The sequence below is a fragment of the Paracoccaceae bacterium Fryx2 genome (assembly GCA_032334235.1).
Classification (GTDB): Bacteria; Pseudomonadota; Alphaproteobacteria; order Rhodobacterales; family Rhodobacteraceae; genus JAVSGI01.
This window is the reverse complement of sequence record JAVSGI010000003.1, coordinates 788,645-813,220: the sequence shown is the minus strand read 5'-3', so window position 1 is coordinate 813,220 and position 24,576 is coordinate 788,645. Positions and strand designations below refer to the sequence as shown.

26 protein-coding genes and 5 pseudogenes are annotated in these 24,576 nt (G+C 65.9%); 4 read left to right on the top strand and 27 right to left on the bottom strand.

The features are described 5' to 3' along the window. Positions 1–49 precede the first annotated feature (49 nt). From RNZ50_04895 to RNZ50_04860, 8 genes and pseudogenes are all read right to left on the bottom strand, one after another. A pseudogene (locus RNZ50_04895) lies at positions 50–700 on the bottom strand (transposase). Positions 701–770: 70 nt separating this feature from the next. Continuing rightward, the gene (locus RNZ50_04890; GenBank protein MDT8854383.1) at positions 771–1,091 is read right to left on the bottom strand and encodes a transposase; all 321 of its coding nucleotides are present in this window, start codon (positions 1,089–1,091) and stop codon (positions 771–773) included. 218 nt (positions 1,092–1,309) lie between these two features. After that, the gene (gene tnpB, locus RNZ50_04885) at positions 1,310–1,657 is read right to left on the bottom strand and encodes an IS66 family insertion sequence element accessory protein TnpB (GenBank protein ID MDT8854382.1); all 348 of its coding nucleotides are present in this window, start codon (positions 1,655–1,657) and stop codon (positions 1,310–1,312) included. After that, on the bottom strand, positions 1,654–2,013 hold the full coding sequence (locus RNZ50_04880; GenBank protein ID MDT8854381.1) for a transposase: 360 nt from the start codon (positions 2,011–2,013) through the stop codon (positions 1,654–1,656). The genes tnpB and RNZ50_04880 overlap by 4 nt, the downstream gene beginning before the upstream one ends. Beyond that, a complete protein-coding gene (locus RNZ50_04875; protein ID MDT8854380.1) occupies positions 2,010–3,530 on the bottom strand; it encodes a tripartite tricarboxylate transporter permease in 1,521 nt (506 codons plus the stop codon). The genes RNZ50_04880 and RNZ50_04875 overlap by 4 nt, the downstream gene beginning before the upstream one ends. Positions 3,531–3,542: 12 nt before the next feature. Then, on the bottom strand, positions 3,543–4,046 hold the full coding sequence (locus tag RNZ50_04870) for a tripartite tricarboxylate transporter TctB family protein (GenBank protein ID MDT8854379.1): 504 nt from the start codon (positions 4,044–4,046) through the stop codon (positions 3,543–3,545). Between the two features lie 38 nt (positions 4,047–4,084). Next, positions 4,085–5,056 carry a tripartite tricarboxylate transporter substrate binding protein gene (locus RNZ50_04865; GenBank protein MDT8854378.1) on the bottom strand — a complete coding sequence of 324 codons (972 nt, stop codon included), beginning with the start codon at positions 5,054–5,056 and terminating at the stop codon, positions 4,085–4,087. A 120-nt stretch (positions 5,057–5,176) separates the two neighbouring features. Next, complete coding sequence (locus RNZ50_04860) at positions 5,177–6,031, bottom strand: universal stress protein (protein ID MDT8854377.1); 855 nt, start codon at positions 6,029–6,031, stop codon at positions 5,177–5,179. Positions 6,032–6,292: 261 nt separating this feature from the next. On the opposite strand from RNZ50_04860, the pseudogene RNZ50_04855 reads away from it, so the two are divergent. Then, positions 6,293–6,517: pseudogene (locus RNZ50_04855) on the top strand (acyl-CoA transferase). Here the strand turns inward: RNZ50_04855 and RNZ50_04850 are convergent. Next, positions 6,516–6,718, bottom strand: a pseudogene (locus RNZ50_04850) (transposase). The pseudogenes RNZ50_04855 and RNZ50_04850 overlap by 2 nt on opposite strands. A 389-nt stretch (positions 6,719–7,107) precedes the next feature. Here RNZ50_04850 and RNZ50_04845 point away from each other — a divergent pair. Beyond that, a complete protein-coding gene (locus RNZ50_04845; protein ID MDT8854376.1) occupies positions 7,108–7,959 on the top strand; it encodes a hypothetical protein in 852 nt (283 codons plus the stop codon). A gap of 3 nt (positions 7,960–7,962) precedes the next feature. On the opposite strand, the gene RNZ50_04840 is transcribed toward RNZ50_04845, so the two are convergent. The 4 genes and pseudogenes from RNZ50_04840 to RNZ50_04825 all read right to left on the bottom strand — a co-directional run bounded on the left by RNZ50_04840 (position 7,963) and on the right by RNZ50_04825 (position 12,292). After that, a complete protein-coding gene (locus RNZ50_04840; protein MDT8854375.1) occupies positions 7,963–8,883 on the bottom strand; it encodes a Gfo/Idh/MocA family oxidoreductase in 921 nt (306 codons plus the stop codon). 1 nt (position 8,884) lies between these two features. Then, positions 8,885–10,627: an L-arabinonate dehydratase gene (araD, locus tag RNZ50_04835; protein ID MDT8854374.1), complete on the bottom strand. Its 1,743-nt coding sequence runs from the start codon at positions 10,625–10,627 to the stop codon at positions 8,885–8,887. Positions 10,628–10,650: 23 nt separating this feature from the next. Further along, positions 10,651–11,622, bottom strand: coding sequence for a GguC family protein (gguC, locus tag RNZ50_04830; GenBank protein MDT8854373.1), 972 nt, complete (start codon positions 11,620–11,622; stop codon positions 10,651–10,653). Between the two features lie 7 nt (positions 11,623–11,629). Next, positions 11,630–12,292 (bottom strand): annotated as a pseudogene (locus tag RNZ50_04825) (sugar ABC transporter permease). 127 nt (positions 12,293–12,419) lie between these two features. Here RNZ50_04825 and RNZ50_04820 point away from each other — a divergent pair. Beyond that, positions 12,420–13,483 (top strand): IS630 family transposase gene (locus tag RNZ50_04820; protein ID MDT8854372.1). Its coding sequence is split into 2 segments (ribosomal slippage): positions 12,420–12,911 and positions 12,914–13,483, totalling 1,062 coding nucleotides; the frame shifts between segments, so codons are not numbered across the junction. Positions 13,484–13,499: 16 nt separating this feature from the next. Here RNZ50_04820 and RNZ50_04815 read toward each other — a convergent pair. The 3 genes and pseudogenes from RNZ50_04815 to chvE form a co-directional block, all read right to left on the bottom strand. Beyond that, positions 13,500–13,991: pseudogene (locus tag RNZ50_04815) on the bottom strand (sugar ABC transporter permease). Then, a complete protein-coding gene (gene gguA, locus RNZ50_04810; protein MDT8854371.1) occupies positions 13,988–15,523 on the bottom strand; it encodes a sugar ABC transporter ATP-binding protein in 1,536 nt (511 codons plus the stop codon). The pseudogene RNZ50_04815 and the gene gguA overlap by 4 nt, the downstream one beginning before the upstream one ends. A gap of 57 nt (positions 15,524–15,580) precedes the next feature. After that, complete coding sequence (gene chvE, locus RNZ50_04805) at positions 15,581–16,648, bottom strand: sugar ABC transporter substrate-binding protein (GenBank protein MDT8854370.1); 1,068 nt, start codon at positions 16,646–16,648, stop codon at positions 15,581–15,583. A gap of 159 nt (positions 16,649–16,807) precedes the next feature. On the opposite strand from chvE, the gene RNZ50_04800 reads away from it, so the two are divergent. Beyond that, complete coding sequence (locus tag RNZ50_04800; GenBank protein ID MDT8854369.1) at positions 16,808–17,743, top strand: LysR family transcriptional regulator; 936 nt, start codon at positions 16,808–16,810, stop codon at positions 17,741–17,743. Positions 17,744–17,748: 5 nt separating this feature from the next. Here the strand turns inward: RNZ50_04800 and ureG are convergent, their stop codons facing one another. The 11 genes from ureG to RNZ50_04745 form a co-directional block, all read right to left on the bottom strand. Beyond that, positions 17,749–18,372 (bottom strand): urease accessory protein UreG, encoded by a 624-nt coding sequence (ureG, locus tag RNZ50_04795; protein MDT8854368.1) that lies wholly within the window; start codon positions 18,370–18,372, stop codon positions 17,749–17,751. After that, entirely contained in the window at positions 18,369–19,007 is a 639-nt protein-coding gene (locus RNZ50_04790; protein MDT8854367.1) for an urease accessory UreF family protein, read from the bottom strand. The genes ureG and RNZ50_04790 overlap by 4 nt, the downstream gene beginning before the upstream one ends. After that, positions 19,004–19,552 (bottom strand): urease accessory protein UreE, encoded by a 549-nt coding sequence (gene ureE, locus RNZ50_04785; GenBank protein ID MDT8854366.1) that lies wholly within the window; start codon positions 19,550–19,552, stop codon positions 19,004–19,006. The genes RNZ50_04790 and ureE overlap by 4 nt, the downstream gene beginning before the upstream one ends. Positions 19,553–19,667: 115 nt before the next feature. Then, positions 19,668–19,892 (bottom strand): hypothetical protein, encoded by a 225-nt coding sequence (locus RNZ50_04780; protein MDT8854365.1) that lies wholly within the window; start codon positions 19,890–19,892, stop codon positions 19,668–19,670. A gap of 113 nt (positions 19,893–20,005) precedes the next feature. Further along, positions 20,006–20,230, bottom strand: a complete 225-nt coding sequence (locus tag RNZ50_04775; GenBank protein MDT8854364.1) for a hypothetical protein — start codon at positions 20,228–20,230, stop codon at positions 20,006–20,008. Positions 20,231–20,330: 100 nt separating this feature from the next. Then, positions 20,331–22,040: an urease subunit alpha gene (ureC, locus tag RNZ50_04770; protein ID MDT8854363.1), complete on the bottom strand. Its 1,710-nt coding sequence runs from the start codon at positions 22,038–22,040 to the stop codon at positions 20,331–20,333. A 66-nt stretch (positions 22,041–22,106) separates the two neighbouring features. After that, positions 22,107–22,418, bottom strand: coding sequence for an antifreeze protein (locus RNZ50_04765; protein ID MDT8854362.1), 312 nt, complete (start codon positions 22,416–22,418; stop codon positions 22,107–22,109). A gap of 21 nt (positions 22,419–22,439) precedes the next feature. Next, positions 22,440–22,745: an urease subunit beta gene (locus RNZ50_04760; GenBank protein ID MDT8854361.1), complete on the bottom strand. Its 306-nt coding sequence runs from the start codon at positions 22,743–22,745 to the stop codon at positions 22,440–22,442. A gap of 11 nt (positions 22,746–22,756) precedes the next feature. Next, positions 22,757–23,323, bottom strand: a complete 567-nt coding sequence (locus RNZ50_04755; GenBank protein ID MDT8854360.1) for a HupE/UreJ family protein — start codon at positions 23,321–23,323, stop codon at positions 22,757–22,759. A gap of 9 nt (positions 23,324–23,332) precedes the next feature. Next, positions 23,333–23,635 carry an urease subunit gamma gene (locus RNZ50_04750; protein ID MDT8854359.1) on the bottom strand — a complete coding sequence of 101 codons (303 nt, stop codon included), beginning with the start codon at positions 23,633–23,635 and terminating at the stop codon, positions 23,333–23,335. Positions 23,636–23,653: 18 nt separating this feature from the next. Continuing rightward, positions 23,654–24,481, bottom strand: coding sequence for an urease accessory protein UreD (locus RNZ50_04745; GenBank protein ID MDT8854358.1), 828 nt, complete (start codon positions 24,479–24,481; stop codon positions 23,654–23,656). Between the last annotated feature and the right edge of the window lie 95 nt (positions 24,482–24,576).

Here is a 24,576-nt window from a genome sequence, read left to right as displayed (position 1 = left end):
GGGCAATTCTCCGAGAGTTTTGCCCTCCGGTAAACCCGGGGCGGTTCAATGTGCTCTCTCCGCCCATGTTCTTGATGGATAACAATACCTTCTGCCCGTCGCGGCGGATGCCGATCGCCGCCAGAACCGAGATGTTGGTGGCCTTGCGGTCCAGCCGGGTCCGGATCACGGTGCCGTCGAGGATCAGCCGGACGATGTCCTCTTCGGCCAGGCTGCGGGCCGACCAGGCATCCCAGTCCACCTTCACCTTGCGCCAGGCCCGGCTGACCACATCCTTGCTGACGGCGCCCTCGAACAGCCCGAACAGCGCCCGCTTGACGCGCCGGGTGTTGGTCCCGGCAAGATAGACCGCCGCGATCAGCGCCTCGGCCTTCTTCGTCAGCCGCTGGTAGCGCGGCAGCGCCTTCGAGCGCCATTCCTTAGCCTTGCCGTCCTCGTCCTCGACCCGGGCGCGGGGCACGCGCACCGTTTCGGTGCCGAAGGTGCCGGTCAGCTGCCGCTCGCGGTGCCCGTGGCGATAGCCCTTCGCCTTCTCGTCGCCGCGACCGTAGCGCATGCGGCCGAGAAACTCGGCCAGTTCCTCTTCAAACATGGTCTCGATGGTCGCGCGGACGCTCGCCCGCAGGCGCTCCTCGATCGGGTCATACCCGGTCGTGTCGGGCAGTAGCGAAAAGGCCGAGCTGTCGGTAATGTCGTTCATGGCGTGATCTCCCTGGCGGTTGGCGCCGCCGGCTGGGTGGGTTTCAGTTCACCCGGAGATTACGCCGCCTTCAAATTTCCACCACTCCCGCGACACCACCCGGATCACTCGCCAGACCGGAAACCGCCGCATCCAGATCACGACAAAGAGGACGATCGTCGCCGGCAATCGATATCGGGACGAAGTGCAGCCCCGTTGCGGTCCCGCGTGTCGGACGCGCCTGAACCAGGCCAACATGGCGTCGCCAAACCGTCAGCAGGCCTCGGTTCACACCCCAACGGCGCGCCACGTCGGAAATGGACGCACCCGGCTCCGCGCTCTCCGAAACGATCCTTGCCTTCTCCTCGGCGGTCCAGTTACGTCTACGCCGCTTCCCCGTTATCACCTCGATCCGGCGATAATCTCCGTCTTCATGCCTGCCTTGAAGCATGGCATCAGCTTCGACCCAATCCATTCACCTGTGCTCCTCGCAAGTCAGGCGACAAATCTCCGCAAACGCCCACCAGTGCGCAAGATGCCCCGCTCGTCGCGCTCACGTCTGATCGAGCATACGGGAAGTTTATCGCACTGTATTCGTTGTGGGAATCCTTCTCTTGCAGGCCCTGCAGATTATCCCGCTGCCAAAGGCCGCCACGTCCGCTGCGGTGGCCGCCAGTCGATCCACTCCAGCAGCATCGACAACTGTGCAGGCGTCAGCGCCACCTTCCCCTCCTTGGCCGAGCGCCAGACGAGCCGCCCTTTCTCCAGCCGCTTCAGGAACATGCAGGCGCCCAGACCATCCCACGAGATGACTTTGACCACGTCGCCGCGACGACCCCGGAAGACAAAGAGATGCCCGGCAAACGGATCCAGCTGCAGCACCGCTTCGGCCTGCGCTGCCAGCGCCGCAAAGCCCTTTCGCATGTCGGTGACGCCCGCTTCCAGCCAGACCCGCTTGTTGCCCGGAACCGGGATCAAACCGACAGACCCCGGATTAGCCGCGCCAAGGCTTCAGGATCATATCCACCGCTGATGCGCATCCGGTGCCCACCCGCCAGTTCGATCTCGATGTGGTTCTCTGCAAAAGGCATCGGTCGGGTGATCGGCGCTTCCTTGACGATCTCCATCGGCAGAAAGCGCAAACCTGCTTCCTCTGATCCCGGTCCAAACTTGGGCCGATGCCTGGGATCACGCAGCCATTTGAAGATCAGGTTCGCGTTCACCGAATAGCGAAGCGCCAACTGAGCCACGGAAACGCCTGGCGCCGTCGTCTGCTGGCAGATCGACCGCTTATCTTCATCCGTCCAAAGAAGCGGGGCGCGGTGTCGAGTCAGGTGGCCTTATCGCGCCCCTTGGCTCCCCCGCGCCGCAGCAGCTTGAAGGCGGGCAGGAAGATCAGGATTAAAGCGACGACAGTTATCGGCCCGGCGATGGGGCGGGTAAAGAAGATCGACAGATCGCCCGATGACAAGAGCAGCGACTGGCGCAGCGTCGGCTCGGCAATCGGGCCCAGCACGATGGCCAGAACGGCCGGCGCCAGCGGATAGTCGAGCCGCCGCAGCACAAAGGCCCCGATGCCGAAGATCAGGATCAGCCAGATGTCGAACATGTCGTTCATCGCAGCATAGCCCCCGACGATCGACAGCACGAAGATCATGGGTGCAAGCACGCTGAACGGCATCCGCAGCATCCAGATGAACACCGGGATGAACGCGAGATTGATCACGAGCGCGGCGAGGTTCGAGATGTAGAAGGATCCGATCAACCCCCAAACGAACTCGGGCTCGTCCAGAAACAGCCGCGGTCCCGGCGTCAAGCCCCACATGACCATGCCGCCGAGGAGAATGGCTGTCGTCGGCGAGCCGGGAATCCCCAGCGTCAGCATGGGCAGCATCGACCCGGTCGAGGCGGAGTTGTTCGCAGACTCGGGCGCCGAGATGCCGTCGACCTTGCCGCGCCCGAATTCTTCGGGTTTGCGGGAAATCATCTTGGCCACACCATAGGACATCAGCGAAGCAGGCGTCGCGCCGGCGGCTGGAAGGATGCCGACGAAAAAGCCCAGCAGCGATCCGATCGTCATGCCCTTCCAGCCGTCGCGCGTTGCCTCTGCCGCGTCGGATGCCATGCCCCGCATCGTCATCTTCGGGTTGGAGCTTTCGATCTCGCCGCGGGATTCCTCGATCGTCCACAGCATCTCGCCAATGCCGTAGACCCCGATCGCCAGCACCAGAAACCCGATGCCCTGCAGGAAGCCATTGATTTCGAACAGCACAAGGCGCGGCGCGCCCGATATCTGGTCGAACCCGACAGCGCCAAGAACCAGCCCGAAACAGATGGAAAAGATCGTCTTGGGTATGTCGTCACCGCCAAGCCCCACGAAGGTCGCAAAGGCCAGCAGCATCAGGGCAAAAATTTCAGGTGGCCCGAAAGACAGCGCGACGCTGGCCAACACGGGCGCGAACAGCGTGAAGATGACATTGGCCACGCTGCCCCCCACGAACGAGGCCAGCGCCGCCGTGACCAGCGCAAGGCTGGCCCGGCCCTGACGGGCAAGGGGCCTGCCGTCAAACGTCGTCGCGACTGCCGTCGACGCCCCGGGGATGCCGAGCGTAATGGACGAGATCGCGCCGCCATACATGGCACCATAGTAGATCGCGGCCAGGAAAATGATTGCCCCGGTGGGCGGAACCAGAAAGGTGATCGGCAGCAGGATCGCAACCCCGTTGACCGACCCCAGCCCAGGCATCGCCCCGATGAAAAGCCCGACCGTGACACCCAGCAGGATCAACAGAAGGTTCAGGGGCTGCAAAGACAACAACATGCCGCTGCCAAGAAGGGAGAGGATTTCCATCGCAGACACCGCCTAGTAGATGATTTCGTAAAGAAAATCGAACACCGGGTCCATGAATGGCAATCCGGTCGGCATTGTGATCCGCATCGCCCCCTCGAAGAAGAAGAAAAACAGGATCGGTGTAGCGACCGACAGCCCGATGCTCAACGCCCAGGAATGTCGTCCCAGAAACCGCAGGTAATAGAGCAGGAAGACAGCGATTGCCCCGTACATCGAGATGACCGCGATCAGGGCGACAAAGCCGATCAACCCGCCGCCGACCAGCCCGATCATCCGCCAGCCATGGCTGTCCAGAAACGGCTTGTCCGACTTCGACAGCGGGCTGGTTCCACGCACCCAATTGATCGCAATCGCTATGCAGGAAATCAGCATGACCGCCGAAAGCCAGAACGGCCAGGCCCCGCCGCCAGGACCCTTTCCCTCGATGTAGCCGATCGGCAGGTCGGCGCTCTTCCACATGAGATAGATCGAGAAGAGCGCCAGAACGCACGCGGTCAGAATTTCGCCGTAGCGCATAAAAATCCCCTGCCGTTCAGGCCCGGATCGTCGAAGGCTCAACTATCCAGCGCAGCCAGCAGGGCGCGGTGACTTTCGACTTCCTTCGCCCAGTAGGCGCGCTGCTCGTCGGCGTTCATCCACAGCGGCGACAGGCTTTCAGAGGCAAGATAGCCCTGCCAGTCCTCGCTTTCGTAGATCGTGGTGAAGATCGAGCGGTAGTATTCCGCTGCCTCCTCCGACATTCCGGGTGCACCGACCACGGCCCGCTGGTTGGCGTAGGAAAAATCGTGTCCGAGTTCGCGAATCGTCGGCACGTCGGGAAAGGCCGCCAGACGTTCATCCGAAAATGCCAGCAGCGGCACGAAGTCGCCCGCCTCGTAGAACCCCTTGGCCTCGGCCGGGTTGTTTACCGTCGCCATCACCTGCTGACCGGCCAGATCGCGGGCAACCGCCCCGCCGCCGTCATAGGGTATGTACTTGATCTTCAGGTCATAGGCGCCTGCCAGAAATGCAATCACGATAGAATCTTCCTGCCCCGTGCCGGTGCCGCCCATGACGAACTCGCCGTTCATCTCGCGCGCCTTTTCCACGAACTGGTCCACGGTGGTGATCCCGGACTTAGCATGAACCCACAGCACGAAGGGATCGACCCCCATCAACGCGATGGGCGTGAAGTTCTGGATGTCGATCCCCAGGTTTGCCTGCCGCAGCGGCGTGGTGAAGAACGAGTTAAGCGTCACAAGGATCGTGTGGTCGGGGTCGCCCGCGCCATTGACGTGCAGCAGTGCCTCGGCCCCCGAACCGCCACCCTTGTTGTTCGGCACGAGCGGTCGCTTTGAGAGGTCCATCTTCTCGGCCACCGACTGGATGAACCGCGCGATCTGGTCAGCCCCTCCTCCTGGCCCGGCCATGATCACGAAATCAATCGGGCGTCGGGGTTGCCATTCCTGTGCGAGGGCAAGTGTCGGGGTCATGGTGGCCAGCGCCGCGCAGGACAAGGTCAAGAAGGCGCGCTTCGTAATCGGCATAAGTCTTCTCCTCCGTGATGGGAACCGGGCACCGCCTGCGTGGGCAGAAGCTCTCTGATAGACACTATATTGCGAGGTTTTCTTTCCGGGCAACCTTTTGTTGCGCGCAAGATCAAACTTCTAGTGTGCCATCACGACCAGGATGTCGGCTTTGTCCACGACGGTCTGCGTGTTTCCGCCAAACAGCGTCTCGCGTTCATGGCTTTGCCCATAGGCACCCATGACCAAAACACCTGCACCGATGTCCTTGGTCTTCTTGAGCAACGCCGGGCCCGGAGAGCGGGCCTCGAAGCGGCAGATCTCGGCCTTGATCCCGCGCAGACGGTAATAATCGAGGAGTTCCTCTGGCGAAGCCGCATGAGGCTGTCCACGCCCGACGGCCAGGATCGTCACCCGTTCCGCTGCTGAAACAAGGTCCAGAGTGAGCGCGACAGTTCTTGCGGCCTCGAGTGACCCGTTCCAGGCGACGGCCAGATGCGCGGCAAAGTCGCCTGAAACCTCGGTGCGGGGAGGGCACATCAGGATGGGCCGACCGGTCTGAAACAAGCCCGACTTCAGGGCGTTGGTGCCCAGATTACGGTCGCGGTCGGGCTTGGCCACCACGACGAGGTCGGCAAGCCGCCCGTTGTGCTTGATCACCTCTGCCATGGTGCCGAATTCCTCGATGAACTCCACCGTTGCCCGGGTGCCATCAGGTTTGTCGGTTTCGGCAAGGTCAAGCTCGGCCGCGAAGGCGTGGAGCGAGGAGCGCAGGGCCGTCTCCTCCTGGTCAGCCAGCTGCGCCGCCTGCGACACGATGGCCTTGCGGGCAAAGGCTGGCAGCGCAATTCTGTGGGGCATCATGTCTTGTGGGCTCAGGCGGCAATGCGCGACAACGATATGCGCCTTGTGCCGGTGGGCCAGCACCGCCGCATGGGTGATGACCGTTTTGCCCATGCCATCACCACGCACGGGGACGAGTATCTTTGCGAGCATCTTCAAGCCTCCCTGTGGGGGCTCCCGTGGGCAACCCACCTGTCCAACATTCTGGTCTATCATTTTTTCTTTTTGGTATAGCGCAAGCCTGTTTCTTGCGACGACAAAAAACGCACGGCTGTTACTTTCGCCGGAAAGGCATATGTGGAAGGGCGCATTCCTTGCCGGCTTTCGGCGGCGATCTGTCGGTCGGGTGGTCGTCGAAGGGACGCTTCACGGGGTGGCAACTTGCACGGACGAGTTCGCCAGTTCGCCTTTCGCATGGAAGTTTTCTTTTCCCCAGCCTCCGCGAAACCATATCTCAACGCGCGGCACGCGCGCCTCTCATCGCGGCTCGCCACGGCCCTGCGCGGCGAAGTGCTTCCCGAACGTGCCGCTGGCCTCCTGATCCTGCGTGACGGCGAACCGGGAGTGCCGGAGGTCACGCTGTCGCCGCTGCGCTGGCACTGCCAGCAGCGTGCCGAGATCGAGGTGGTCGTGCAGGGTCGCTCGACCGCTTCCGACGGTTGTAGAGGGTCTTTGGCGGGCCATGCTTCTCAGGCCGCGCCATCCTAAGCCATTGCGATTGATGACTGCCATTCCGATCAGCACCCGCCGGTCATCGACGCGGGGCTTGCCGTGGCTCTTCGGAAATAGCGGCTGAAGTCGCGCCATCTGCGCGTCCGTCAGCCAGAACAGGTTGCTCATCGTTCAGTCTTCGTGCGGGGGCTGAATCACGCCGCGCGTGCAAGATCATGGGTCCTGACCCTGGGCGCGGCGGTGGTCTGGTGAATGCACGTTCGCCGGGGCGGTGGAGTCGCTTGGATTGCCAATGCCAACATGGCGTGACGCGATCATTGCAGCCGCGATGCGTCCGGGTCGGGACGGCGCCGCCCCGAAGCGATGACCCCACGCACGCGACCCGCCTCGAACCGTTGCACGGGGATCGGCGGGCTTCTTGAATGCGCAGACTCAGGGTCTGATCCGTGACATAATTGGAATGACGGCCCGAACGCCGTTTGGCGGACGGTTTCACCGGGCAGTGGCACCCATTCTGCCACAGGGCGGAAACCCGCAGGAACCGCAAGGAAGGGATCGTGGTCGAGATGGCTGGTCCGGCTCTGGTTGTTGTGAAGGCGCGGCTGGCGCGGGCCCTGCGTGTGCTGGCTGCGGTGGGGGCGCTGCTGGCGCTGGGCGCGCCCGGGGCACTGGCGCAGGATGCGTCGGCCCCGCAACTGGTCAATGCCGAGGCCCTGCTGAAGGCGCTGCTGGGCTTGTTCGTGGCGGCGACCGTGCTGGAGTTCGCGCTGACGGTGCTGTTCCAGTGGCGGGTCTACCGCGAGTTCCTGAACGGCAAGGCGGTCAAGTCGCTGGTGGCGGTGGCGGCCGGGTATCTGGTGGTGACCGGGTTCGATTACGACATCTTCGCCCGGATCATGGGTCTTGCCGGGGGCACGGGGGAAGGGTCGGCGCTGTCGCTGGTGCTTTCGGCCTTCATTCTGGCCGGGGGCAGCGCCGGGGTGAACGAGCTGATGCGCAAGCTTGGCCTGCGCCCGCCGAACGTGCTGCTGGAGGATCGCCCGAAACCCGCCGAATCCAAGGCCTGGGGGTCGTTGCGGGTGGTCGCGCGGCGTGCGGTCGGCCCGGTGCTGGTGCAGTTCGACAAGGTGGAATCGCCAACCCAGGACGAGATGGCGCTGCCCGCGCTGGCCGGGGTGATCGGGGCGCGGACCTGCTGGCTGCGCTTCACCAGCCTGTTTCTGGGCGACAACCGGCGGTTTCCGCCCTCGGGCGGCAAGACCGTCGATGCCGGGCCGGTCTACCGTATCGCGGTCAGCGGGCGGCTGCGCACCGACGACCCCGACCGCCCGCTGGAGGAGTTTCAGTACGAGGTGTTCCGTGGCCGCTTTGCGGAGCGGGCGATCATCGACCTTTCCTGCGAAATCTGACGGTCAGGCGATGAACGGTTCGGCCGCGATCTGGCGGCCTTTCAGGCAGGCGTCCGCGACCAGCCGCAACGGGGCGGTGTCGGCATCCGAAGTGCGGTCGGCGATCAGGCGGGCGAAGCGGCGGTAGATGGCGGGGTATTCCGCCTCGGGGTCCAGCGCCACTGCGTCGCCATCAATCGCCAGCAGGGCGCCGCCCTGGGCCAGCAGCAGGTGGTGGCCTTCGGATTTAACCGCGATTTCCCAGGTCTGCGGGCCGGTCTGGCGCCAGTCGAAATCGGCCGAGACAGGGATGGAGCCGCGCGCGGTCATCGCCAGGCGGGCGGCGATGGGGGTGGCGGCGTTGGCGGGAACCTCAAGCTCGGCCGTGTCGACATGCATCGGGCCGGGCAGGATTTCTGTCAGGATCGACAGCGCGTTGATGCCGGGATCGAAGACGCCGAAGCCGCCGGGTTGCCAGATCCAGTCCTGCCCCGGGTGCCAGCGCCGCACGTCCTCGCGCCAGATAATCTGCACGGCGTCGATCCGTCGGCCCGCCAGCCAGTCGCGGGCCGTCGCCACGCCGGGGGCGAAGCGCGAATGCCAGGTGGCGAACAGGGTGGTCCCGGCGCTGCGGGCGGCGTCGATGATGGTTTCAATCTCGCCCAGCGTGGCGGCGGGGGGCTTTTCGATCAAGAGGTCGCGCCCAGCGGCGATGGCTTGCAGGCAGACCGCCAGCCGCGCATCGGGCGGAGTGCAAAGCGCGATGGCGGCGTGGGGGCCGTGGGCAAGGTAGTCATCGAAGGTGGTGAAGCTCGGCACGCCCTCTACCTGTGCGTGGCGCGAAACCGCCGCCACCAGCCGGAAGGCCGGGTTGGCGGCAATGGCGGGCAGGTGCTGGTCGCGGGCAATCTTGCCGATACCGACCACGGCGACGGGTATTGCCATGTCAGTGGCTTTCCCTCGCCACGGCATTGCCACGGCAGCCGACGAGGAAATCGAAATCCGCCCCGGTTTCCGGCCCCATCACCCGCTCGTGGTAAAGCTGGGCATAGCCGCCGGTCGGCACCGGGGTGTTCGGCACCCAGGCGGCCAGCCGTTCCTGCAACTCGGCATCCTGAATATCGAGATGCAGCCGCCGCTGCGGCACATCCAGTTCGATCATGTCGCCGTTTTGCACCACCGCCAACGGCCCGCCGCGCGCCGCCTCGGGCGAGGTGTGCAGCACCACGGTGCCGAAGGCGGTGCCCGACATGCGGGCATCGGAAATCCGCACCATATCGGTTATGCCTTTCCGCAGCACCTTGGGCGGCAGGCCCATGTTGCCAACCTCGGCCATGCCGGGATAGCCGCGCGGGCCGCAGTTCTTCAGCACCATGACGCAGGTTTCGTCGATATCCAGATCTTCATCGTCGATCCGTGCCTTGTAGTCGTCGATGTCCTCGAACACCACGGCGCGGCCGCGATGCACCATCAGTGCCGGGGTGGCGGCCGAAGGCTTCAGCACCGCGCCGTTCGGGGCCAGGTTGCCGCGCAGCACCGCGATGCCGCCCGACTGTGCCAGCGCCCTGTCTGCGGGCAGGATGACCTCGTCATTCCAGTTCGCCACGTCGCGCACCTCGTCCCACACCGGGCCACCCGATACGGTCAGCGCGTCCTTGTGCAGAAGGCCCGCCTCGCCCAGCCGCCGCATCACCACCGGCAGGCCGCCGGCATAGAAGAATTCTTCCATCAGGTATTTGCCCGACGGCATCAGGTTGACGATGGTCGGCACGTCGCGGCCGCAGCGGTCCCAGTCATCCAGCGTCAGGTCCACCCCGACCCGGCCCGCGATGGCCAGAAGGTGGATCACCGCGTTGGTCGACCCGCCGATGGCGCCGTTGGCGCGGATGGCATTCTCGAACGCCTGCCGGGTCAGGATGTCAGAAGGCTTCAGGTCGTCCTTCACCATCTGAACGATCCGCCGCCCGGTGATATGCGCCATGACGCGGCGGCGCGAATCCACCGCCGGGATCGCGGCGTTGCCCGAAAGCGCCATTCCCAGCGCCTCGGCCATGCTCGCCATGGTGGACGCGGTGCCCATCGTGTTGCACGACCCGGCCGAGCGCGACATCGAGGCTTCGGCGTCAACAAATTCCTCGGTCGTCATCTCGCCCGCCTTCACGGCTTCGGAAAATTTCCACAGATGGGTGCCCGACCCGACCCGCTCGCCGCGGAAATAACCGTTCAGCATCGGGCCGCCCGACACGAGGATCGCCGGAATATCGACCGAGGCCGCGCCCATCAGCAGGGCGGGGGTGGTCTTGTCGCAGCCCGCCAGCAGCACCACGCCGTCGATGCACTGGCCGCGCAGCGATTCCTCGACATCCATCGCGCAGAGGTTGCGGAACATCATCGCGGTGGGCCGGAAGGCGGATTCGGAAGGGCTCATCACCGGGAATTCCATCGGCAACCCGCCCGCCTCGTAGATGCCATGCGCCACCCGTTCGGCCAGATCGCGCAGATGGGCGTTGCAGGGCGTCAGTTGCGACCAGGTGTTGCAGATGCCGATCACCGGGCGGCCGTCGAACAGGTCGGCCGGCAGGCCCTGGTTCTTCATCCACGACCGATGGTAGATCGCGTCCTTGGACGTGCCGCCAAACCATTCCTGCGAACGCAAGCGGCGGGGCCATGGGGCGGGTTGGAACGTCATTGTTGGTCCTTTCGGGAAGCAGGTCAGAGGGCGCGGACGGGCGGCACCGTATCGGTGGCAGGCACCAGCGGGTTGCACAGCGGCAGACCGAAGACGGGGGCTTCGATCTCGAACCGGTCGCCGGGTTCGGTGCGGATATCATCGGCAAAGCTGAGCGTCGCGGTGCCGAACATGTGGACGTGCAGATCGCCAGGCTGGCGGAACAGGCCATACTTGAAGTGGTGGTGTTCAAGGTTGGCAAGGGTATGCGACATGTTCGCCTCGCCCGAAAGGAACGGCTTTTCCCAGATCACCGCGCCGTTGCGGCGGATGCGGCTGGTGCCCTGCACATCGGCAGGCAGGTCGCCCAGCAGCAGTTCCGGGCCGAAGGCCGCGTCGCGCAGCTTGGAATGGGCGAGGTAGAGGTAGTTGATGCGTTCCATCACATGGTCGGAAAACTCGTTTGCCAGCGAAAAGCCGATGCGGCAGGGGGTGCCGTCGGGCGCGATCAGGTAGAAGGCGGCAATCTCGGGTTCCTCGCCGCCATCCAGCGCGAAGGCGGGCCGGGCCAGCGGCTGTCCGGGGCCGCGCACGCCGTGGCCGCTGCCCTTGTAGAACCATTCCGGCTGCACGCCCGGCGTGCCCGGCGCGGGCTTGCCGCCCTCCAGCCCCATGCGGAACATCTTCATGCTGTCGCTGAGCGTTTCCAGTTCGGCCCTGGCGTGCATCGCGTCGCGGGCGGCGGCGCTGCCCAGATGCGTCAGCCCGGTGCCGGTGATGACCATGTGCGCCGGGTCGGGGTGGCGCAGCGGGCAGTCGATCTTCCCGGCGGCCAGCAGGGCGGGCAGGTCGGCATCGTCCCCGCGCCCGCGGGCGGTCACGGTATCGGCCAGCGCGCGCCCCGAGGCGATGGCCTCCTGCGCCAGCGCAAGGATGCTGGTGGCGCCCGGAACATGGCGGGTGGCGCCGCCGGTGCGGCAGATGACGCCGCCGTCGATGATCTGGCTCAGGTGCATGGCGGCCTCAGGATCTGGATTTGTTGTAGACATCGAAGATCACGGCGGCCAGCAGCACCAGCCCCTTGATCACCTGCTGATAGTCGATGCCGATCCCCAGGATCGACATGCCGTTGTTCATCACCCCCATGATGAAGGCGCCCACCACCGCACCGACAATGGTGCCGACCCCGCCCGACATCGACGCCCCGCCGATGAACACGGCGGCAATCACGTCAAGCTCGAAGGACACGCCCGCCTTGGGGGTGGCGGTGTTCAGGCGGGCGGCAAAGATCAGCCCCGCCAGTGCCGCCAGAAACCCCATGTTGGCAAAGGCAAGGAAGGTCAGCCGCTCGGTCTTGATGCCCGAAAGCTTTGCCGCCTTCTCGTTGCCGCCGATGGCGTAGATGCGGCGGCCGATGGTGGTGGAATTGGTCAGGAACATGTAGGCCACGATCAGGATGCCCATGGTGACCAGCACGTTCGGGATGCCCCGGAAGGTCGCAAGCAGCCAGGCGATGTACAGGATCGCCGCGCCGACGATCAGGTTCTTGACCAGAAAGAACGCCAGCGGCTCGTCCACCATGCCATAGGCGGCGGCGCGTTTGCGCGCGGTCCAGGCCATCCACAGGATCATGCCCACGATCACGATTCCGGTGACGAAGGCAAAGCCGTTCAGCCGCTCCATCCCCAGCAGCGGGGCGATGAACGGCAGGAAATCGGGCACGAATACCAAGCGGTGCGAAAGCTGACTCACGGGGGATTCCCAAAGCGCCAAAAGTCTGAATCTATTGCGGTAGATCAGGGAGGGCATGGCCATGGGTGCAGCGATAGCATTGCGGTTGGACTTTGACGGGGCGACATTGAGGCGCTTGGCACGGAAGACGAAGAACGCGAACCAAAGCCGAAGGCTTCTGGCGCTGGCTGAGATCTACGATGGCGGCAGCCGCAGCGATGCCGCGCGGATCGGCGGTGTGGGTCTGCAGATTGTACGCGACTGGGTTGTGCGGCTCAATGCCCGCGGGCCGGATGCGCTGATTGATGGTAAAGCGCGTGGCAATCGACCCAAGCTCAATGATGTCCAACGCCAGGCGCTTGTGGCGATCGTCGAAAGCGGACCGATCCCTGCAATCCATGGAGTCGTGCGCTGGCGACTGATCGACCTTGCACAGTGGCTTTATAAGGAATTTACGGTCTCGATTGACGAAACGACCGTGAGCCGGGAGTTGAAGAAGCTGGGTTATGTGAAGCTCACGGCGCGACCGCGCCACCATGCACAAGACACAGAGGCGCTGGAGGGGTTTAAAAAGGGGGCTTTGCAACCAAACTGGAAAAAGTCCGCGCGCGCCTGCCACAAGGCACTGCAATAGAAGTCTGGTTCCAGGACGAGGCCCGAGTCGGTCAGAAAAACAAGATCACGCGCCGATGGGCACAACGTGGAACACGGCCCTCCGCACCGCATGACCAACGAACCATATCAGCCTACATCTTCGGAGCAATCTGCCCGGCACTGGGCAAGGGCGCAGGGCTTGTCCTGCCGGTTTGCAATACGGACGCGATGAATCTGCATCTTGCTGAAATCGCTCGAACCGTGGCGCTTGGTGCCCATGCCGTACTGCTCATGGATCAGGCTGGGTGGCATATGACCGCCGCACTCATCATACCAGAGAATATCAGCATCATTCCGCTGCCAGCCAAATGCCCTGAACTCAATCCCGTCGAAAACATCTGGCAGTTCATGCGGGATAATTGGCTCTCCAACCACATCTTCGAATCCTACAACGAAATTGTCGATCATTGCTGTGATGCTTGGAACAAGCTGATCGCCCAGCCCGCGCGCATCAAATCCATCGGGATGCGTAAATGGGCGCATGAGTGCTGATCAGTGCAGGTTGGTAGAAGCCGGTGGACAGCGACTGGAACCCCTTGGAGAACGGCCCGACCGACTTGCCGTTCAACAGCCACAGCGTCGCCCCCCGGAACACCAGCATCCCCGCCAGCGTCACGATGAAGGACGGGATGCGCCAGTAGGCGATCCAGTAGCCCTGCGCCGCGCCGATGCAGGTGCCGACGGCAAGGCAGATCACGATCACCAGCAGCGGGTGCATGTCCCAGTCGACCATCATCACGGCGGCCAGCGCGCCGACGAAGCCCACCACCGACCCCACCGACAGGTCGATGTGCCCCGACACGATCACCAGCAGCATCCCCAGCGCCATGATGATGATGTAGCTGTTCTGCAAAAACAGGTTGGTCAGGTTGACCGGCCGCATCAGCGTGCCGTCGGTGGTGATCTGGAAGAACACCATGATCGCCAGCAGGGCCAGCAACATGCCGTATTCGCGCATGTGGCCGCGCAGATAGGCCCCGATGCCGGAAGGTTTCGTCATGCGTTCGCCCCGCTGGTTTCGGCGGTCATGATGGTCTGCATGATCCGCTCCTGACTGGCTTGCGCGCGGGACAACTCGCCCACGAAGCTGCCCTTGTTCATCACCATGATCCGGTCGCACATGCCCAGCAGTTCCGGCATTTCCGACGAGATCAGGATCACGCCGCGCCCCTGGTCGGCCAACTGGTTGATGATGGCATAGATCTCGAACTTGGCGCCCACGTCGATGCCGCGCGTCGGTTCATCGAGGATCAGCACGTCGGGGTCGGTGAACAGCCATTTGGCCAGCACCACCTTCTGCTGGTTGCCGCCCGACAGGTTGACGACGCGCTGGAACACCGTCGGCGTGCGGGTGTTGAGCTGGGTCTTGTAATCCTCGGCCACCTTGCGTTCGCGGTTGCTGTCGATCACCCCGCGCCGCGACACGCCGGGCAGGTTGGCAAGCGTGGTGTTGCGCAGGATGTTTTCTTCCAGCACCAGACCCAGCGCCTTGCGGTCCTCGGTCACATAGGCAAGGCCCGCGCGGATCGCGGCGGGCACATCGGCCAGATCGGCCGCCTTGCCGCCCAGCGTGACACGGCCGCTGATCCTGGTGCCCCAGCTGCGGCCGAACAGGCTCATGGCAAACTCGGTGCGCCCCGCACCCATCAGGCCCGCGATACCCACCACCTCGCCCCGCCGCACCGTCAGATGCGCGTTGCGGATCACCGGGCGGTCGGGGTGCTGCGGGTGGAACACGTTCCAGTCGGAAACCTGCATCAGCACCTCGCCGATCTTCGGCGTGCGTTCGGGGTAGCGGTGCGCCATGTCGCGCCCCACCATGTCGCGGATGATCCGGGCCTCGGTGATGTTTTCGCGCGCGATGTCGGACACCGTGGCGCCATCGCGCAGCACGGTCAGCCGGTCGGCCACGCGGCTGATCTCGTTCAGCTTGTGGCTGATCAGGATCGAGGTGATGCCCTGCGCCTTGAACTCCAGCAGCAGGTCCAGCAGCACGGCGGAATCGTTTTCCTGCAAGGCGGCGGTGGGCTCGTCCAGGATCAGCAGCTTGACCTTCTTGGAAAGCGCCTTGGCAATCTCGACCAGTTGCTGCTTGCCTACCCCCAATGAATCGATCCGCGCCTGCGGGCTTTCGCGCAGGCCGACCTTGGCCAGCAGCGCATCGGTCCGCCGCCACGTCTCCTGCCAGTCGATCACGCCGCGCCGGGTGATCTCGTTGCCGAGATAGATGTTCTCGGCAATCGACAAGAGTGGCACCAGCGCCAGTTCCTGATGGATGATGATGATGCCCCTGGCCTCGGAATCGTGGATGCCGCCGAACCGGCATTCCTGCCCCTCGAAGAAGATGCCGCCCTGATACGAGCCGTGCGGGTAGACGCCCGACAGCACCTTCATCAGGGTGGATTTTCCCGCGCCATTCTCGCCCACCAGCGCATGAATCTCGCCCGGCAGCACCGACAGGTTCACGTTGTCCAGCGCCTTGACGCCGGGAAACGTCTTGGTGATGCCGCGCATCTCGAGGATGGGGGTCATGGGTGCCTGCGGGGGTTGGGGGAAGGCCCCGCCGCGCATGGCGGCAGGGCCGGGGTGTCACTTCAGGTCTTCGGCCTTGTGATAACCGGAGTCGATCACGATCGCCTGATAGTTGCCGGCATCCACCGACACCGGCTCCAGCAGGTAGGACGGCACCACCTTCACGCCGTTGTCGTAGGTCGTGGTGTCGTTGATTTCCGGCGTGCCGCCCGACAGCAGCGCCTCGACCATGCCAACCGTCACGCGCGCCAGTTCGCGGGTGTCCTTGAACACGGTGGAATACTGTTCCCCGGCGATGATCGACTTGATGGATTGCAGTTCGGCATCCTGCCCCGAGACGATCGGCATCGGCAGGTCGCCCGAGCCGTAGCCCACACCCTTCAGCGACGACAGGATGCCGATCGACAGCCCGTCATAGGGCGACAGTGCGCCGTGCAGCGGCTTGTCGGTGTAGTTGGCCGACAGCAGGTTGTCCATCCGCGCCTGCGCCACCGCGCCATCCCAGCGCAGGGTGCCGACCTGGTCCATCCCCATCTGGCCCGACCCGATCACGATGTCGCCGCTATCGATCAGCGGTTGCAGCACCGACATGGCGCCGTCGTAGAAGAAGAAGGCGTTGTTGTCGTCGGGGCTGCCGCCGAACAGCTCGACATTCCACGGCTTCACGTCGGGGAAGCGTTCCTTCATGCCGTTCACCAGGCTGGTCGCCTGCTGCACGCCGACCTTGAAGTTGTCGAAGGTGGCGTAATAATCGACGTTGCCGCTGTCGCGGATCAGCCGGTCATAGGCGATGACCTTGATGCCGCTGGCGGCAGCGTTTTCCAGCGCGTTCGACAGGGTGGTGCCGTCGATGGCCGCGATCACCAGCACGTTGACGCCCTTGGTGATCATGTTCTCGATCTGGGCCAGCTGGTTCGGGATGTCGTCCTCGGCATATTGCAGATCGGTGGCATAGCCTGCGGCGGTGAACTGCTCGACCATCGAATTGCCGTCGGAAATCCAGCGGGCCGAGGATTTCGTCGGCATCGCGATGCCGACCGTGCCCTTGTCCTGCGCCAGGACAGGGGCGGTGAGAAGCGCCGCGCCAAGCGCGAAAGACGCCAGAACTGACGTTAGGATCTTCATGGTGTTCCTCCCTGCCACAGGTGGGATGCGGTCTTGCTGTGACCGTTGCCCCCGGGGGCTCTTCGTTATGGACCGGGTTGGCCCGAACTCCACACTAGACTTTGCGCGCCATACCAATCAAATGCCGAAATTGGAAAAGAGCATGACAGGATTGGCATGATGGTCGGGACTCTGGCGACACGACTGATGCTGAAGCACCTGCGGCTGATCGCGGCAATTGCCGAACATGGCCAACTGTCGATAGCCGCACATGCGCTGGCGATGACGCAGCCTGCCGCCTCGCGCACGCTGGCCGAGGCGGAAAGCCTCGTCGGGGTGCCGCTGTTCGCGCGCAACCCGCGCGGGATGACGCTGACGGCGGCGGGCGAAAGTCTGGCGCGGCGGGCGCGCAACATCCTCGACGAATTGCAGGGTGCCGCAGAGGAGGTTGACCGGCTGCGCCTTGGCCGGGGCGGGGTAGTGCGGATCGGGGCGGTGACGGGGGCGGCGGTGGGCTATGTCGCACCGGCGATCCGGGCGCTGCGTGCCCTGGTGCCCGATGTCGAACTGCATGTCGAGGTCGGCACCAGCGAAGAACTGATGCACGGCCTGCTGGCGATGCGGCACGACATGATGCTGGGGCGGCTGCCCGCCCGCCTGCCGCCCGAGCCCCTGTCGGTGCGCCCGGCGCGCGGCGAGGTCGCTCGCATCGTGGCCCATGCCGACCATGCCTCCGCCGGGCCGGACCCGGTGGCACTGGCAGACCTGTTGGCCGACGAATGGGTGATCCAGGGCACCGGCACCCCGATCCGCCGCGCGGTGGACGAGGCGTTTCTGGCGCATGGCCCGGCGCTTCCGCTTCGGGTGATCAACACCGCCTCGCTGCTGATGGTGATGGCGCTGCTGCGCGGTCCGGGCATCGTGACCGCCGTCAGCCAGGAGGTGGCGCAACTGCTGACCGAGGGGCGCAGCGGGCTGGTGATCCTGAACGTGGCGCAGCCGATCCACGTCGCGCCCTATGCGCTGATCACCCTGCGCGACCGCCGCCTGTCGCCGGTCGCCACGCATTGCCTTGAGGTTCTGGGGCGGCTGGTGGCGCAAGACCCGCCCGGGTGAAAGCCTCAGGGAGTCAGCGTCAGCCCGCCCTCGCGCACCAGAAAATCGACGATCCGCGCCACGCCGTCGCCCTGCCGCAGCCGCGCCATGACATAGGGCCGTGGGCCGCGCGCCCGGGCGGTGTCGGCCTCCAGCAACTCCAGATCGACGCCGACATGCGGTGCGAGGTCGGTCTTGTTGACCACCAGCAGGTCGGAGCGTGTCACCCCCGGCCCGCGCTTGCGCGGAATGTCCTGCCCGGCGGCGGTGTCGATGACATAGATCGACAGGTCGGCCAGTTCCGGGCTGAAGGTCGCCGCCAGATTGTCGCCGCCCGACTCGATCAGTATCAGGTCAAGCGCGGGAAAGGCGCGGCGCAGGTCGGCCACGGCGGCAAGGTTGATGCTGGCATCCTCGCGGATTGCGGTGTGCGGGCAGCCGCCGGTTTCCACGCCGCGGATGCGCTCGGCAGGCAGCACCTGCGCGCGCATCAGGTAGTCGGCATCCTCGCGGGTGTAGATGTCGTTGGTGATCACCGCCATCGAGCAGCGTTGCGCCAGCGCGCGGCAGAGTTGCTCGGTCAGCGTGGTCTTGCCGGCCCCGACCGGGCCACCGATCCCGACGCGCAGCGGGCCGTGGGCGTAAGTCATGTGCGGAATATCCTGACATCCATGGTTTCGTGATGCATCGCCGCCATGTCGGCGCGGAAGGCGGCGGTGGTGATGGCGCCCAGCGGCAGGGTGGCGGCTTCGGTCGCCAGATCGGTGATCAGCGGGTGCAGGGCGGCAAGGGCGCGCTGGCCTTCTGTCTGGCCCAGCGGCACGAAGCGCACGGCGGCAGAGACGAGGTTGGCGGCAAAGGCGTGCAGATACAGCGCGATCACCTGCTGCGGTGCCAGCCCCAGCCTGCGCGCCGCCTGACCCACCGCCACCGGCAGGGGCCGCGCCGCCAGCGCAAGCCCGGTCAGCGCGGCGGTGGTGGCAGCAAAGGCCGCGCCCTGATCCTCGGTCTCGCGCAGGCGTTCGGCCGAACCGCACAGCGCGCGGGCCAGATCGGTCAGCGCATCGAGATCGGCGGCGGGGTCGAGCGCGTGGGCCAGCAGGATCGCATCCGACCGCCCCGCGCCATGTGCCAGCACATCCGCCAGCCATTGCCGAACCGCCCCGGCATCGGCCACCTCGCCCTGCGCAATCGCCCATTCCAGCCCGTGCGAACAGGCAAAGCCCCCGGTCGGAAAGCCGGGCGACAGCCATTGCACCAGCGTCAGCAACCCGGCGTCGGTCATTCCGGCTCGGCCGGGGTTTCGTCGTCGTCGGCGGTGTGCAGGTGCGCGCCGTGGTGCAGGACATGGGCGGGCCGATTGGCGTGAACCTCGGGTCCATGCTCATGCCCCATGGTGCGGCCCAGCCCGTAGGCGCCGCCCTCGGGGCGGAAGGGGGCGACGACCTCGGTCACATGTGCCCCAAGCCCGCGCAACATGCCTTCCAGCACATGATCGTCGCGGATCAGCAGGCGGCCGGGTTGGATTTCGCAGGGGGTGTGGCGGTTGCCGATGTGCCAGGCCAGACGCGCCAGGTCGCCGGTGACCGCCAGCAGCGGCTCTTCGGCGGCGGCAATCTCGATCAGGCGGCCATCGGCCAGTTCGAACGCGTCGCCATGTTCCAGACCGACAGTTTCCGGCAGATCGACCAGCAGGCTTTCGCCGCTTTCGGTCACCAGCCGCTTGCGGCGCAGAAAGCGGGCGTCATGGTCCAGACTGACAACCCCGGCACTCGGTCCGGGCCAGCAGCCGACACGGTGCAGGATACGCGCTTCGACAGGATCGGACATGGCAGGCCCCTTTCGCGGACAGTTCATGCCCCAGCGATAGCCCGCCCCCGACCGATTGAAAAGTGCCGTGGCATGGTTGCAGGCCGATGCGCGGCTTTTCCCGGCAAGCCCGGGGTCAGACGTAGAACAGGTCGCGGAACACATGGGCCGCGATCTGGTCGCGGCTCTGGATGCCAAGCGCGGCCAGTTCGGCATCGCTTTTCGCTTCCAGCCGGGCAATCTCGGCGTGGCGGCCCCGGCGCTCGGCGTGCGCGGACATGCGGACGGCCATGTCGTGCAGCATGTCGCCCAACTGTCCGTGAAGGGCATGTGGCGTGTGCGGGTAGCTAGAGACAGACATCTGGAAACCTCCGGGCATGGAACCCAAGTTTTCCTCCCATGTGGTCAGGTTATCTTACCAGCGCGGCAAGCGCAAATGCTGCATCTGCATTGCCGCGATGCAGGGCGCGCAGGTCAGTTGCGGAATATGTCGCGGAACAGGTGGCGCGGCAGGCCGTCGCGCGTCAGGCCCATCGAGGCCAGCGCCGCGTCGGGCAGGGCGTGAAGGCGCGCGAATTCGGCCTCGCGTCCCTGTCGCAGCAACCATGAATTGCAGCCCGTGGCCTCGACGGCGAAAAACAGGTCCAGGGCTGCGGCGGCTTCCGGGCTTAGCGGAGAGTTGGCAGGGTGCAGGCTCATGGCGGCTCCTTCTGGCGGTCCGTCCTCCCCCCCTTCCGACTTATGCCGCGGTGCAGAAATGTCCAGACGTGCCGCGGGGAAATCCGCCCCGCCGCGCCGGTCAATACAGGAAATACCGCTGCGCCAGCGGCAATTCGCCTGCCGGTTCGCAGGTCAGCAGCACGCCATCGGCCCGCACCTCGTAGGTTTCGGGGTTGACCTCGATTTCCGGCCGGGCGGCGTTCAGCACCATGTCGGCCTTGCCGATGCCGCGCGTGCCCCGCACCGCCGGCGTGGCCTTGGCAAGCCGCAGCCGGTCGGCCACGCCGTCCTCCACCGCCGCCTGCGACACGAAGGTGACGGCCGAGCGGTGCAGCGCCCCGCCGAACGCCCCGAACATCGGCCGGGTGTAAACCGGCTGCGGCGTGGGGATCGAGGCGTTGGGGTCGCCCATCTGCGCCACCACGATCATGCCGCCCAGCAGCACCATCTCCGGCTTGGCACCGAAGAAGGCCGGGTTCCACAGCACCAGATCGGCGCGCTTGCCTTCCGCGACCGACCCGACATGTGCCGAGATGCCATGCGCGATCGCCGGGTTGATGGTGTATTTCGCGATGTAGCGCCGCACGCGGAAATTGTCGTTGGCCCCCAGTTCCTCGGCCAGCCGCCCGCGCTGCACCTTCATCTTGTGCGCGGTCTGCCAGGTGCGGATGATCACCTCGCCCACCCGCCCCATCGCCTGACTGTCGGATGCCATGATGGAAAAGGCCCCCATGTCGTGCAGCACGTCCTCGGCGGCGATGGTTTCGCGCCGGATGCGGCTTTCGGCAAAGGCCACATCCTCGGGGATCGACCGGTCGAGGTGGTGGCACACCATCAGCATGTCGAGGTGTTCCTCGATGGTGTTCGTCGTGTAGGGCATGGTCGGGTTGGTGGAACTGGGGATGATGTTTGCCGACCCCACCACCTTGATGATGTCGGGCGCATGGCCGCCCCCCGCGCCCTCGGTGTGGAAGGCGTGGATGGTGCGGCCCTTGATCGCGGCGAGGGTATTCTCGACAAAGCCCGATTCGTTCAGCGTGTCGGTGTGGATCAGCGCCTGCACGTCCATCGCGTCGCACACCGTCAGGCAGCAGTCGATGGCGGCGGGGGTGGTGCCCCAGTCCTCGTGCAGTTTCAGCGCGGCGACGCCGGCGCGCACCTGTTCCTCCAGCGCCGCAGGAACGCTGGCGTTGCCCTTGCCCGACAGCAAGAGGTTCATCGGAAATGCGTCGAAGGCCTGCAGCATCCGCCCGATATGCCAGGGCCCCGGCGTGCAGGTGGTGGCGAGCGTGCCATGCGCGGGCCCGGTGCCGCCGCCCAGCATGGTGGTGATGCCCGAATGCAGCGCGTCGTCGATCTGCTGCGGGCAGATGAAATGGATGTGCGAATCGAACCCGCCCGCCGTCAGGATCCGCCCCTCGCCGGCAATCACCTCGGTGCCGGGGCCGATGATGATGGTCACGCCGGGCTGGGTGTCGGGGTTCCCGGCCTTGCCGATGCGGTGGATCATGCCGTCACGCAGGCCGATATCGGCCTTGTAGATTCCGGAATGGTCCACGATCAGCGCGTTGGTGATCACCGTGTCCACCGCCCCCCCGGCGCGGGAGATCTGGCTTTGCCCCATGCCGTCGCGGATCACCTTGCCGCCGCCGAACTTCACCTCCTCGCCATAGGTGGTCAGGTCGCGCTCCACCTCGATGATCAGGTCGGTGTCGCCCAGCCGGACGCGGTCGCCCGTGGTGGGGCCGAACATGGCGGCATAGGTCGCGCGGGAGATGGGGGTCGGCATGGGGCCTCCGTCAGGGTTGAAGCTGGGTCGGGGATGCCCGGCTTGTGCGGTGGGGTTCGGGGGCCATCATGCGAACGGCCCGCGTTTCGTCAGCCGGGCGGCGTTCGACCGGGTGCGCCGCCGAACGTGTTTCAGCGCGGCCAGCGCCACCCCGTTGGGCGAGGCGCCCGAGGCCAGCGCCCGCCCGGCCGCCGCCGAGGCATCGCGCATCGCATCGACCTTTTCCGTCATCATCCGGTCGTTCTCGGTATCGGCGGTGTTCCACAAACCGGCCATGCCCCAGAGCCGCAACATGATCACCGTCTGCGCCTCGACCGCCATCATGCTCATCTGGACGGACAGCCGCATCGCCTCGGCGACCGAATAGGGTTTCGACATCAACTTCTCCTGCACCACGGGTCACAGCCCGCCCATCACCAGCCCGTTGAAGCCCTGCACGACCCGCAGGCCGCGATAAGGCACCAGCCGCACCTCGCGCGTCTGACCGGGTTCGAACCGAACGGCGGTTCCGGCGGCAATGTCAAGCCTCATGCCGCGCGCGGCGGACCGGTCGAAGCTGAGACCGGGGTTGGTTTCGGCGAAATGGTAGTGGCTGCCGACCTGCACCGGGCGGTCGCCGGTGTTGGCAACCGTCAGGGTGATCTGCGGCTGGCCCGCGTTCAGGATGATGTCGCCATCGGCGGGAAAGACCTCTCCGGGGATCATCGCGCGCCCTCTCAGCCGAAGGCCAGCACGGCGCCGGACAGGGCCGCGAGCCCGCCCAGCACCCGCGCGACTTGTGCCCGGGCCAGCAGGCCGATCCCCAGCCCCGCGCCGTGCAGCGCCGCCGTGGCCAGCACGAAGCCCGCGGCATAAGGCGCAAGCCCGCTGCCCGGCCCTTCGGCGCCATGGGCAAACCCGTGCGCCACCCCGAACAGCGCGATCGCCGCCAGTGCAGGCACCAGCCCCGGCCGCAGCGCCAGCGCCGCCGCCGATCCCAGCACGATGACCGAAGCGAGAATCACCGGCTCGACCCCCGGCAAGGGCACGCCCATCGCCCCCATCGCGCCGCCCGCCAGCATGGCCGCGACAAAGGCCAGCGGCATCGCCCAGAGCGCGCGCCCGCCGCTGACAGCCGCCCAGAGGCCGACGGCCAGCATCGCCAGCACATGATCGGCCCCGCCGACCGGATGCCCCAGTCCGGCAAGGAAGGGCGCGCCGGCATTGTGCCCGGTGTGGGCAAGGGCCGCGCCAGGGATCAGCAGCAGCGCGGCCAGCAGGGGCGACAGACGGGTATGGGACATGGAAACCTCTCAGCGGATCGGGTGGTGAACGGTGACAAGCTTGGTGCCGTCGGGGAAGGTGGCCTCGACCTGCACGGAATGGATCATCTCGGGGATGCCCGACATGCACTGGTCGGCGGAGATGACCTGCGCGCCCGCCTCCATCAGGTCGGCGACCGTGCGCCCGTCGCGCGCGCCTTCCACGACGAAATCGGTGATCAGCGCAATCGCCTCGGGGTGGTTGAGCTTGACGCCGCGCGCCAGCCTGCCGCGCGCCACCATGGCGGCAAGGCTGATCAGCAGCTTGTCCTTCTCGCGGGGGGTCAGGTTCATCTTGGTCCTCTCATCGCATCACATCTGCCACACGCGGGGCAGCGCACCCCGGCGCAGCACGCCCAGCAGCCGCGCCACCTGCCGCCGCAGCGGCCAGCCGTCGGCCGCCAGCAGCCGCACCAGCAGCCTGCCGTCGAAGGCCGAGGCGGCAGCCTCGACCCCCGCCTCGTCCAGCACGGCGCGCACCGGGGCAAGGGAATCTTCGGCGCCCGCGCCGACCAGCGCAAGCACCGCCATCGCCCGCGCTCCGCCAAGCAGCGCGGGACTGTCGGCGCGCGACAGAATGGTGCCGTCAAGCGCGAAGGGGTCAAGCAGCAGCGGGCGGCCGACGCGGGTGATCTCGCGCCGGTCGGTCAGGTGCAGGCGGGTCACGGTTTCGCCCATCGCCGCGCGGCCGAGCACAAGGCTTTCCAGCAGCAGGCAGCCGGCACCGGGGGCTAGGTCGATCCGGGTCTGGCGGTGAAGGTTGGCATTCTGGAACAGGATGGTCTCCTGCGGCAGCCAGTCGAGCCAGCCGCCCGCACCCACCGCGTGCCGCACCGTGACCCGCGCGGGCCCGTGCGGGGCGGCATAGGCGCGCTCGGCGGTCTGGGTTGTGGCCAGCGCCCGGCAGCCCGGCCCGAGGGTCAGCGCGTAGGACAGCAAGTCGCCGCTGGTCAGCCCGCCGGCGGTGTTCAGGAACACCACTTCGGGCACCGCGCCCTCGCAGCGCGGCAGGATCGCCTTGGCGCAGCCGATCTGGCGCAGACCTCTGAGCCTGGCGCGCCCCGGCCCCGGCACCAGTGTGACCACAGCTTCGCCATGGCTGCGCTGCATCGCGGGGAAGGGCGGGGAAAGGGCGTTCATCGGGACTCCGCTGGCATGGGTTCAGCAAAGCACCCGGCGCCGCCGGACGCATGCCCGCCGCAGCGAACTGGCCCGCAGGGCACCGGGGTCTGCGA